Genomic DNA, 11168 nt, shown 5'->3' with positions numbered 1-11168 from the left:
GCCCGGCGGGCCGCGGGGGCAGCGCCCCCTTCACTGCACGCCGCAGATTGCCGCAACCCACACCCCAAACCTTTCCGGGGCGCATCTCACACGACGATCTCTGCAGTTTCCAGCACCGCATGTAGCATGACATCGGTTCCGGCGGCCGCCCAGTCCTTGGAAATTTCCTCGGCTTCATTGTGGCTCAGACCGTCCACACAGGGGCACATGATCATCGCCGTCGGCGCCAGATCATTGATCCAACAGGCATCATGTCCTGCACCTGACACGATATCCATATGGCTATAACCGAGCCGCTCGGCCGCCGAGCGCACCGCGCTGACGCAGCCCTCATCAAAGGTGACAGGATCAAAATGACCGACCGGTTCAATCTCCAGCCCAAGGCCCAGCTCGTCGGCGATCTCCTTCGCCTTTACCTCGTATTTCGACCGCATCGACGTCAGCTTTTCAAGATCGGGCGACCGGAAATCGACGGTGAAGACCACCTTTCCGGGGATCACATTGCGCGAGTTCGGGTAGACGTCACAATGTCCGACTGCCCCGACCGCATGGGGCTGGTGCGCCATGGCAATCTGATGCGCCGCCTCCGTCATGCGCGCCATGCCAAGGCCTGCATTGACACGCATGTTCATCGGGGTCGATCCGGTATGGGCGTCCTTGCCCGTGACCGTACATTGCAGCCACCACAGGCCCTGGCCATGGGTCACCACGCCGATATCCTTGTTTTCCGCCTCAAGGATCGGCCCCTGTTCGATGTGCAATTCGAACATCGCGTGCATCTTGCGCGCGCCAACCTCTTCATCGCCCACCCAGCCAATACGTTTCAGCTCGTCACCAAAGGTCTTTCCCTCGGAATCTTCCCGCGCATAGGCCCAGTCCTGCGTATGCTTGCCTGCAAAAACACCGGAGGCCAGCATCGCCGGAGCGAACCTCGTGCCTTCCTCATTGGTCCAATTGGTAACCACGATCGGATGTTTGGTCTTGATGCCTAGATCATTGAGTGTGCGGATGACTTCCAGCCCGCCCAGCACCCCAAGGACGCCGTCATATTTACCGCCAGTGGGCTGCGTATCCAGATGTGATCCCATATAGACCGGCAGCGCATCGGGGTCGGTTCCTTCGCGACGGGCGAACATATTGCCCATCGTGTCCAGCCCCATAGTGCAACCTGCCGCTTCGCACCATGTCTGAAACAGCGCGCGCCCCTCGGCATCTTCATCGGTGAGCGTCTGGCGGTTGTTGCCGCCCGCGACGCCGGGTCCGATTTTTGCCATCTCCATCAGACTGTCCCACAGCCTGTCACCATTGATCTTCAGATTCTGTCCAAGCGACGTCATCTCAGCTTCCTTCCCTGTTGCCCTGCTTTTTTGCAGGGTCCCGCGGCTTTGCGCCTTGTCGGTGGCTTTGAAACGCTGGTCATGATTTGACCAACTGGTCAAACTCAGGCTATCACGGGTGGACATTCAGTCAAGAAATTGCGTCTAACAAGACAAGAAAACTCCGGCGCGCAGAGCCGGTTGAGCGAAATTCAGGCGCGCAGCGGTGTTGCGGCCACCAGCGAGAGCCCAAACAGCCCCATGCCCAAGGATCGCAACCCCACCCGCATTCAGAAAAAGAATCGCGCCACCATTCTGGAGGCCGCATTGGAAGTATTCTCCAACAGCGGATTCCGCGGCGCCACTGTCGACCAGATTGCCCGTGCCGCCGGGTTAAGCAAGCCCAATCTTCTCTACTATTTCCCCTCGAAGGAGGCGATTTTCACGGAACTGCTGTCGGGGCTGCTTGACACCTGGCTGGATCCGCTGCGCGCCATCGACGCCGAGGGTGACCCGCTGGAGGAACTGCTGTCCTATGTACAGCGCAAGTTGCAGATGAGTCGGGATTACCCGCGCGAAAGCCGCCTGTTTGCAAATGAAATTGTCCAGGGCGCCCCACGAATGCTGGAAACCCTGTCCAAGGATCTAAAACCGCTACTGGAAGAAAAAGCGGATCTGATCGAAGGCTGGATGACAAACGGCAAGCTGAACCCGACCCATCCGAAGCATCTTCTGTTTTCGATCTGGTCGCTGACCCAGCATTATGCGGATTTCGATGTGCAGGTCCGCACATTGATGGGGGATGAGGATCCGTTTGATGCGGCACCAGAGCATCTCGACCGGATGTTCCGCCGGATGCTGACACCTCCCGGTTCCGGCAGGTCCTGATCCTAGCCAAACCCCCGTTCAACAGTGTGATGCGATCAATAGCAAACGGCGCGCCGATCAGGACGCGCCGTTTCCAATTATGTCAGCCGGGCAGCGTGTTAGGCCGCCAGCCCCCCCTATTCGGCCGCCGTCACCGACGGGTTGTTGGGATGGGTGGTCCAATTTGCATATTCATCGGACACCACTTTGCCCGTGCGTTCGTCGATCTGACCGGCGGGCACCTCCTCCATGGTGATGCAGCCTTCGACCGGGCAGACATTCACGCAAAGATTACAGGCGACGCATTCGTCATCCTTGACGGTAAAGACGCGGTCCTCGCTCATCGCGATAGCCTGATGCGAGGTGTCTTCGCAGGCGGCAAAGCAGCGACCACATTTGATGCAATCATCCTGATTGATCTTGGCCTTGGCGACGTAGTTCAGATCCAGATACTGCCAGTCGGTGACATTGGGCACGGCTTTACCAACAAAATCATCTAGACGGTTGTAGCCTTTGTCATCCATCCACTGGTTCAGGCCCGAGATCATCTCCTTCACCACGTTGAAACCATAGGTCATGGCAGCGGTGCAGACCTGCACGTTGCCTGCACCCATGGTCATGAACTCAGCCGCATCGCGCCAGGTGGTGACGCCGCCAATGGCCGAGATCGGCAGGCCATGAGTCTGCGGGCATCGGGCGATTTCGGCCACCATATTCAGCGCAATCGGCTTCACTGCCGGGCCGCAATAGCCGCCATGTGTGCCCTTGTCGCCGATGGTTGGCTCAGGCGCCATGGCATCAAGATCCACCGATACGATCGAGTTGATCGTATTGATCAGGCTGACCGCGTCGGCACCGCCCGCTTTGGCCGCCCGCGCTGGGTGGCGAATGTCGGTAATATTCGGCGTCAGCTTCACAATCACCGGCTTGGAGTAGTATTTCTTACACCACTCCGTGACCATCTGGATGTATTCCGGCACCTGCCCCACGGCAGAGCCCATACCACGTTCGGCCATCCCATGCGGGCAGCCAAAGTTCAGCTCGATCCCGTCAGCACCGGTAGCTTCGACACGCGGCAGGATATCCTTCCAGGCCTGCTCCTCGCAGGGCACCATCAACGAAACGATGATGGCGCGATCTGGATAGTCCTTTTTCACGCGGGTGATTTCTTCCAGATTCACCTCAAGCGGGCGGTCGGTGATCAGCTCGATATTGTTGAGCCCCAGAAGGCGGCGGTCCGCCCCCCAGATCGCGCCATAGCGCGGACCGTTCACATTGACCACCGGCGGGCCTTCGGAGCCGAGGGTCTTCCAGACCACCCCACCCCAGCCAGCCTCAAAGGCGCGGCGGACATTGTATTCTTTATCCGTCGGCGGCGCAGAGGCGAGCCAGAACGGGTTCGGAGATTTAATCCCCAGAAAATCTGCTGTCAGATCAGCCATTTGTCTGTTCCTTACACTGGCAACACAGGGCCGGGTCCGGCCCTGCTGCTGGCTTAGCCCATCAGGCTGGCGTGAATATCCATGGCCGCATCGCGACCTTCGGCGACGGCCGTCACTGTCAGATCCTCGCCGCCAGAGGCACAATCACCCCCGGCCCAGACCCCCGCGACCGATGTCCGGCCCTGCGCGTCCACCTTGATCTTGCGCCCATCAAGCGCCAGCGCGTCCGGCTGGCCCTCAAGCGTCTGCCCGATCGCCTTGTAGATCTGGTCGGCTGCGATCCGCACCGTCTCGCCGGTGCCGGTCAGCTGACCGCCTTCGCTGGTGGTATACTCCAGCTCGATTTCCGCACAGGCGCCATTCCCGTGCACAGCCACCGGCTGAACGTTGAACATCAGTTTTACACCCTTGGTGGCCGCAAGGTCCTGCTCGAACCGGCTCGCCCCCATGGCGTCACGGCCGCGGCGGTAGGCGATGGTGACATTCTCGGAACCAAGAAGCTTCGACTGCACAGCCGCGTCAACCGCAGTCATGCCGCCGCCGATCACCACGACATTGCGACCGACCGGCAGGTTTGCCAGATCATCGGCCTGACGCAGCTCGGCGATGAAATCGACTGCATCACGCACACCGTCCTTGTCCTCGCCCGCCGCCCGCAGGGCGTTCACACCGGCAAGACCGATGGACAGAAACACTGCGTCATATTCGGCCTTCAGAGCATCGAGGCTCAGATCGCCACCAAGCTTCTTGCCGTATTCCATGGCAATTCCACCGATCTGCAGAAGCCAATCGACTTCTTTCGCCGCAAAATCATTGGTGGATTTATACGCGGCGATCCCGAATTCATTCAGGCCGCCCGCCTTGGACCTGGCGTCATAAACGACAACGTCATGGCCCAACATCGCAAGACGGTGCGCCGCAGAGAGACCCGCCGGACCGGCACCAACCACGGCCACTTTCTTGCCGGTTGTTTCGGCGCGGCTGAAAGGGTGCACGCCCTTTTCCATCAGCGTGTCGGTTGCATAGCGTTGCAGACGGCCAATCTCGACCGGCTTGCCTTCGGCCGCTTCACGAACGCAGGCCTGCTCGCAGAGGGTTTCGGTCGGGCAGACCCGCGCGCACATCCCGCCAAGGATGTTCTGTTCGAGAATAGTCTTCGCCGCCGTTTCCGGGTGGCCGGTCTGGATCTCGCGGATGAACTGCGGAATGTCGATGGAGGTTGGGCAAGCCGTAATACAGGGCGCATCATAGCAGAAATAGCAGCGATCCGCTGCCACCGCCGCCTCATGCGCCTCATATTGCGGATGCAGATCTCCAAAGTTGTCGGCAATTTCTGAGGCGGACAAACGCCCTGCCTGAACGCCGGATGCCTGATGGCTGGTCGCCATTGGGTGTCTCCCTGGATTTGTTTATTATGCAAACCAGAGTGCCACAGTTTGATTTTTTATCAACTGGTAAAATTTTTGAAATGACGTTTTTCTTAGCCTGCCCTGCCGAGCCTCCACTCAAGGCGTTAAAAACAAAAACGAAAACCGCGCCGCCCAGAATATGGGCAGGCGCGGCATCCCTCAATCTACCCGCGCGCTCGGGACAGTATCGGTGTCAAAAAAGGTCAGGATAACTGATCTAAAACAACGCCCGCAGCGCTGCCGACAGGACCATTCGCATAGAAAGATTCAGCGCGCGGCTAAGCCCCAGCCACCTCAGGCAAGCATGGCCGTCGCTTCGATCTCGATTTTGGCACGGTCTTCCACCAGGTCTGCAACAACGACCATTGTCATGGCTGGAAAATGATAACCCATCACCGCACGATAGGCGGCGCCAACCTCCGCCTGATGGGCCAGATACTCCGCCTTGTCGGTGACATACCAGGTCAGCCGGGTGATATCGCTGGCCTGCCCGCCCGCCTGCTGCACCACGGTCAGGATATTCTGAAGCGCCTGGCTCATCTGGCCGATGAAGTCATCGGTTTCAAACACCTGATCCGCAGTCCAGCCAATCTGGCCACCGACAAACAACATCCGCCCCTCGCCGATCATGCCATTCGCATAGCCTTTTGCAGGTTTCCAGCCATCGGGGTGCACGTTGATTGTGGGCATTGGGGACTCCTGCATCGGCGGACGGGGGACAATTATCCGCCAATATCGGTCACCTGAGAAAATACTTCAAGCTTAAAATTTACAGACCTAAAGCATAACCGGGATCAAAGGCCCAGAAACAACAAAGCCCCCCGCATTGGCGGAGGGCCGATGTCGTCACCTTGCAGTCACGCGCGGTCTGAGGCCGCCGTTACATGCCAAGCGCTTCTTTATACATTTCAAGAACCGCTTCTTCCTCGGCGATATCGTCCTTGTCCCGCTTGCGCAGGGCGATCACCTTGCGGATCACCTTGGTGTCATAGCCGCGCGCTTTGGCTTCGGCCATGATCTCTTTCTGCTGCTCTGCGAGATCTTTTTTCTCGGCATCCAGACGCTCGAACCGTTCGATAAACTGGCGCAATTCACCAGCGGTCACACGGTAGCTGTCGCTTTTTTCGTCTTCGGTCATATCCATCGTGGGCTCCGTCGGCAAAGGGTAGACATTCGGATCAGCCCTCCAGATACAAGTGCGCACCTCAGTCCGCAAGCAGTGATAGGACAATCCCGCGCAGCGCCCGCCCCAATAGGCAAAATCTGCCACACACCATAACCCACCAGGCCCGCGCGGGTTGCCCCGGGCGCAGCAATCCGATAGGCGCTGCCCCTGAAAACGACCGGCGCATTGGCGCGCCGCCATCGGAGATTGCGATGTACGAGATTCTGGTTTGGGCTGGTGCGGCTGTATCTGTGGCCGGTCTTTTGGGGCTGATGTGGAGCGTTCTGCGCGTGATGCAGGCCAAACGTCAGAAGCTGGACGACGACGCCCTGCGGGCCGTCATCCAAAAGGTCCTGCCCTATAATCTGGGCGCGCTATTCCTGTCGGTTATCGGCCTGATGCTGGTCATGCTGGGGCTCAGCCTGGGCTAAGCCCCGCCTTGCGGTGGCGCCGTTTTCTCCACCGTGTCGGTGACGCACTGCCCCCCGGGGAGGCCGACCGTGACCATGACAGGCCAGCGGCTGACCGCCGGGCACAGCGCCATCTTTCAAACCGGCATATTGTCGAACATATCCTCGGCGGATTCCTCGCTAAGGATCTGCTCCAGTCGCACCATGCGGGTCGGCACACGCCCACCTGCCACACGCAGACGTGCCAATGTCCGATTAAAATCAGGATGCAGCGCAAGCCGATCCTGGCGATGTGCGGCCAATATCTTGCGTTCGAGCCCTTCGGCCCGCTGTATCAGACTGTCGATCCTGCTATTGTCGTTGGTCATTCCACACTCCTCCCTAGAGCCTGCGCGGCGGGCATCACCCGCGCCGCAACACGGGGGTATGAACCGGGACCGGGGGGGGGCTCAACAACGCCCTTCTGCCCGCTCCCGACACCCCTTGTGTTCTGCACAAGTCATCGCGGTTCACCTCACCACAATCGCCACAGTAGCATAGTATCCGCAGCATGACTTTGAGCGAGATCAACCATAACGAGAAAATGAGCAGGTACAAGCCAAGGCACCGACCCCGCGCCCTGATTTACGGTCGATTTTTCGCAGCCCCGGGTGAATGCCCACTTGAACATATTCATTATTTAATATATGTAAGTGCCACAGCAGGAGGGTCCCCATGAAGCCGATCGTCAAAGCCTTTTTTGATGAACAGACAAATACCGTATCCTATGTGGTGCGGGAGCCGGACGGCAGCGCCTGCGCGCTGATCGATTCCGTACTGGATTTTGATCATGCCGCAGGGCGCACCGATACCCGGTCCGCTGATGAGATGATTGCCTGGGTCAAGGCCGAAGGGCTGCGGGTGGAATGGATCCTCGAAAGCCACGTTCATGCCGACCACCTGTCGGCAGCGCCCTATCTTCAGGAACAGCTCGGCGGGAAGATAGGCATTGGTGCCAATATCACGCTGGTACAGGACACTTTCGGCAAGGTGTTCAACGAAGGCACCGAGTTTCAGCGCGACGGCAGCCAATTCGACGCATTGTTCAAACATGGCGATAGTTTTCACATCGGCCAGATGCGCGGCGACGTGCTGCACACACCGGGCCATACCCCGGCCTGCCTCACCTATGTGATTGGCGACGCAGCCTTTGTCGGTGATACGCTGTTCATGCCGGACTTCGGCACCGCCCGCTGCGATTTTCCGGGTGGATCCTCTGAGGCGCTGTTTCAATCCATCCAGAAAATTCTCGCCCTGCCCGATGAGACCCGAATCTTTGTCGGTCACGATTACAAGGCGCCTGGCCGCGACGACTATGCCTGGGAAACCACCGTTGGAGAGCAGAAGGCGCTCAACATCCATATCGGTCAGGGCCGTCCCATCGAGGAATTCGTGGCCATGCGGGATGCCCGTGACGCCACTCTGGCCATGCCCCGGCTGATCCTGCCATCACTGCAGGTCAATATGCGGGCCGGCCGGATGCCAGAACCGGAGGACGACGGCCATGTCTACCTCAAGGTGCCGATCGACAAGCTTTGATCGGGCCTGACACACACTGCGCCGAACTGGGCACAAGCGGCCATAAACAAGGGATATCACGATGAATGCAGATTGGATCTGGGGACTGATTGGCGGTGCGCTGATCGGCTCAGGCGGGGCAGTTTATCTGCTTGGCAACGGCCGTATCATGGGCGCCAGCGGCATCCTTGGAGGGCTGATCGACGGCAGTGGGCGCAATACGTCGGGCGAGCGCATCGCGTTCATCGCCGGTGTCATTCTGGTGCCGCTGGTGATCTGGCTGACCGTGGCCGACGCCCCTGACACCCATCTGACCAGCAACACCGTGGTGATCATCGCAGCGGGCCTGCTGGTTGGTCTTGGCACTCGTATCGCCAATGGCTGCACATCCGGCCATGGCGTCTGCGGCATATCGCGGCTGTCGCTGCGCGGGCTGGTGGCAACTCTCATCTACATTCTTGCAGGCGCCGTGACATTGGCCCTGTTTCGTCATCTCTGGGGGCTAATCTAATGCGGGTACTGCTGTCCTTCGTCGCCGGCGGGCTTTTTGGTCTGGGACTGTTTCTGTCAGGGATGACCGACACGCAAAAGGTCCAGGGCTGGCTTGATATCTTTGGCAACTGGGACCCCACGCTGGCCTTCGTAATGGGCGGCGCGATCCTGCCGATGGCAGTGGCCTGGCAACTGACAGACGGACGCCGCCCACTGGTCGGTGGCTCCTTTCCCAGCCTGCCGCGCCAGGAACTGGACAGGCGCCTGGTGATCGGTTCGGTCCTCTTCGGGATGGGCTGGGGACTTGCCGGTCTCTGCCCCGGACCAGCAATGGCCTCGCTCAGCTATGGTGGGTTTGGAGGCGTCATTTTCCTGGTCTCGATGGGCGCCGGCATGATTGCGGCACCGCCCGTCGTCCAGCGACTGGACCGAACCGCAGCAAGCACGTAAAAGACAGATCCATGGATGCACGCACATTGACCCCCCGCTATTCCGTCTCGCCGCAGATTTCGGTTGAGGACCTGCCACAGCTGGCCGAGGCCGGTTTCACCACGGTGATCTGCAATCGGCCCGATGCCGAGGTACCGCCAAGCCATCAGGCCGAGGCTATCCGCGCCGCCGCTGAGGCGCAGGGGCTTCGGTTTGAGGTGCTTCCCCTGACCCACCAGACCATGACGCCTGAGAATGTTGCACAGCAACAGGCCTTTATTGAGGCTTCCGAAGGTCCGGTTCTGGCCTATTGTGCCTCGGGCACGCGCTGCTCGGTCATCTGGGCCCTTGGGCAAGCGCCGGTGATGCCGGTGGATGAAATCCTCGCCGCAACCGCGCAGGCGGGCTATCAGCTGGACGGGCTCCGGCCGACTCTGATCGCCGTCGCAACCCAATCCGCCCTTGCCGAAGGCGACAGCTGACGTCGTGGCCAAAGCCCGCAACGCCAGATAAGCTTCGCCATATAAACATATGAAAAATAAAGACAGTGCCGATCGTGCACTGTCTTTATTGTTTCTGTCGATAGCGGGTGTTCCACTGAGCTTTCGAAAGGGTCGCATTGCCGCGCACCGTGCGGAGACTGGCAGGACAGCATCAGGCGCGATGGGATTGCGTTATCGCGGTCAGCCGGTACCGCTGTTCAGCCCGGCCAGATCGGAGATTTCCATCGCGGCGGCGTCGGCGTTGAACTCGCCCAGCCCATCTCCGAATCCATCACCCAGACCGTCCCCCATGGGCATCGCGCCAAGGTCCGGCAATTCGCCAAGATCCGGCAGATCACCAGACATCGTATCACCAAGACCGTCGCCAAGCCCATCACCGAGGCCATCGCCCATTGGCATTCCGCCGAAATCGCCGCCAAGGTCGCCTCCCAGATCGCCGCCAAAGTCGGCTCCAAGATCACCGCCCAAATCCCCAAGATCGCCGCCCATATCGCCAAGCCCACCCATGCCGCCCATCGGGTCTTGCAACCCGTCGGCCGCTATGGAGAGATCCAGCGTCGGAGGTTCATGGTCGAGCGCAGCGGCATCGCCGCCCATATGAGTTGAGAATGAGCCCTGATCGGCCGCACTATCATTCACAAGTTTGGTCCGGGGATCTGTCAGCCGCACGGCGCGGGCGCCATTCATCTGCCCCAGACGTCCCTGCGCAACGGCTTGGCCGCTGATCGAGATCATTTCCGTCTCATAGAGATAGGCCTGATCCAGCGGCAGAAGATCCCCCTCCTCGAGCGAGGAGAATTCATTTGCGGGGATCTTCATCTTGCAGAGGATCGCGCGCAGCTCTGCACGCATTGACCCCATATTGCTGCCCAGTGACGGACCCGCAGCATGGGCCGATTGCCCGGCCTGCCCCAGATCCTCCGGCGTGGGTTCCGGCAGGATCAATGTCAGCCCGCCCTGCATGGCACCGCAGGCCAGATCCAGCGTCAGCTCAATCACCCGGTAATCTTCAGCCTCAAGACCCAGAACGAGGCTGCGCACATCCTCTACCTGCGCGCCGAAACGGTAGCCGGAGAAGATCGCCTCATCCTTTTGCTGGGCCAGCATGGAGACCACCTTGGCAAAGGTGCGCTCAAGAAAATCGGCAACCATGGCCGCGTCTGTCGGGGTGTAATTACGTTCGCTCGGCGCCTTGCCTAGAACCTGCCCCATGGTCTGCTGCTGAATGAGGGCGGTCACGGTTGGCGCGTCCAGTGTCGCAGCACCGATACGCCCGTTCGGCCCGTCCAATACCACCAGTAGATGCTTGTCCGACAGATGCGGTGGCAGATCTTCCGGAACACGGTTGGACTGGCGCGCGGCCAGCACAGCGACCGGCAGATCACACAGATCCGCCGCCGCCCGCGCAATCGAGCGGCGCAACGCCTTCAGGGTCAGGGAGCTGGTAAGCCCGCCTTTGCCTTCTTTGGTGGCGGCCAATTTGCGGGCCAATACGCCGCTGCCACCAGTCGCTGCCGATTCCGATTTCGTTTCAGACATAGGTTGTAAACCTGCCCCTCTCGCACCGCTTTGCCATAG

Annotated in this window: 13 protein-coding genes; 6 read left to right on the top strand and 7 right to left on the bottom strand. The window is 59.9% G+C overall.

Going from position 1 to position 11168, the window contains the following annotated elements:
• Positions 1-86: 86 nt before the first annotated feature.
• A complete protein-coding gene (locus VXL81_RS07260; RefSeq protein ID WP_416536158.1) occupies positions 87-1337 on the bottom strand; it encodes a Zn-dependent hydrolase in 1251 nt (416 codons plus the stop codon).
• Between the two features lie 240 nt (positions 1338-1577).
• On the opposite strand from VXL81_RS07260, the gene VXL81_RS07255 reads away from it, so the two are divergent.
• Entirely contained in the window at positions 1578-2204 is a 627-nt protein-coding gene (locus VXL81_RS07255) for a TetR family transcriptional regulator C-terminal domain-containing protein (RefSeq protein ID WP_416540787.1), read from the top strand.
• A 116-nt stretch (positions 2205-2320) separates the two neighbouring features.
• Here the strand turns inward: VXL81_RS07255 and preA are convergent, their stop codons facing one another.
• From preA to VXL81_RS07235, 4 genes are all read right to left on the bottom strand, one after another.
• Positions 2321-3625 carry an NAD-dependent dihydropyrimidine dehydrogenase subunit PreA gene (gene preA / locus VXL81_RS07250; RefSeq protein ID WP_340545339.1) on the bottom strand — a complete coding sequence of 435 codons (1305 nt, stop codon included), beginning with the start codon at positions 3623-3625 and terminating at the stop codon, positions 2321-2323.
• 53 nt (positions 3626-3678) lie between these two features.
• On the bottom strand, positions 3679-5013 hold the full coding sequence (locus VXL81_RS07245) for an NAD(P)-dependent oxidoreductase (RefSeq protein WP_416542396.1): 1335 nt from the start codon (positions 5011-5013) through the stop codon (positions 3679-3681).
• 315 nt (positions 5014-5328) lie between these two features.
• A complete protein-coding gene (locus tag VXL81_RS07240) occupies positions 5329-5724 on the bottom strand; it encodes a RidA family protein (protein WP_340545337.1) in 396 nt (131 codons plus the stop codon).
• A 190-nt stretch (positions 5725-5914) separates the two neighbouring features.
• Positions 5915-6178 carry a DUF2312 domain-containing protein gene (locus tag VXL81_RS07235; protein WP_014874404.1) on the bottom strand — a complete coding sequence of 88 codons (264 nt, stop codon included), beginning with the start codon at positions 6176-6178 and terminating at the stop codon, positions 5915-5917.
• A gap of 233 nt (positions 6179-6411) precedes the next feature.
• Between VXL81_RS07235 and VXL81_RS07230 the strand changes: the two genes are divergently transcribed.
• On the top strand, positions 6412-6630 hold the full coding sequence (locus VXL81_RS07230; protein ID WP_340545336.1) for a hypothetical protein: 219 nt from the start codon (positions 6412-6414) through the stop codon (positions 6628-6630).
• A gap of 116 nt (positions 6631-6746) precedes the next feature.
• Here the strand turns inward: VXL81_RS07230 and VXL81_RS07225 are convergent, their stop codons facing one another.
• On the bottom strand, positions 6747-6977 hold the full coding sequence (locus VXL81_RS07225; protein WP_340545335.1) for a hypothetical protein: 231 nt from the start codon (positions 6975-6977) through the stop codon (positions 6747-6749).
• Between the two features lie 346 nt (positions 6978-7323).
• Here VXL81_RS07225 and VXL81_RS07220 point away from each other — a divergent pair, with 346 nt between their 5' ends.
• The 4 genes from VXL81_RS07220 (at position 7324) to VXL81_RS07205 (ending at position 9569) form a co-directional block, all read left to right on the top strand.
• On the top strand, positions 7324-8187 hold the full coding sequence (locus VXL81_RS07220; protein ID WP_416536162.1) for an MBL fold metallo-hydrolase: 864 nt from the start codon (positions 7324-7326) through the stop codon (positions 8185-8187).
• 61 nt (positions 8188-8248) lie between these two features.
• Entirely contained in the window at positions 8249-8677 is a 429-nt protein-coding gene (locus tag VXL81_RS07215) for a YeeE/YedE family protein (RefSeq protein ID WP_416540299.1), read from the top strand.
• Positions 8677-9108, top strand: a complete 432-nt coding sequence (locus VXL81_RS07210) for a DUF6691 family protein (RefSeq protein ID WP_416536166.1) — start codon at positions 8677-8679, stop codon at positions 9106-9108. Before VXL81_RS07215 ends, VXL81_RS07210 begins: the two co-directional genes overlap by 1 nt.
• An 11-nt stretch (positions 9109-9119) precedes the next feature.
• On the top strand, positions 9120-9569 hold the full coding sequence (locus tag VXL81_RS07205; RefSeq protein WP_416536168.1) for a TIGR01244 family sulfur transferase: 450 nt from the start codon (positions 9120-9122) through the stop codon (positions 9567-9569).
• A gap of 201 nt (positions 9570-9770) precedes the next feature.
• On the opposite strand, the gene VXL81_RS07200 is transcribed toward VXL81_RS07205, so the two are convergent.
• On the bottom strand, positions 9771-11129 hold the full coding sequence (locus VXL81_RS07200; RefSeq protein ID WP_416553526.1) for a FliM/FliN family flagellar motor C-terminal domain-containing protein: 1359 nt from the start codon (positions 11127-11129) through the stop codon (positions 9771-9773).
• Positions 11130-11168 lie beyond the last annotated feature (39 nt).

Source organism: Phaeobacter sp. JH204B (genome assembly GCF_048055755.1).
Classification (GTDB): domain Bacteria; phylum Pseudomonadota; class Alphaproteobacteria; order Rhodobacterales; family Rhodobacteraceae; genus Phaeobacter; species Phaeobacter bryozoorum.
Note: the sequence above shows the minus strand (reverse complement) of the source record. Positions and strands in the feature narration are given on the sequence as shown.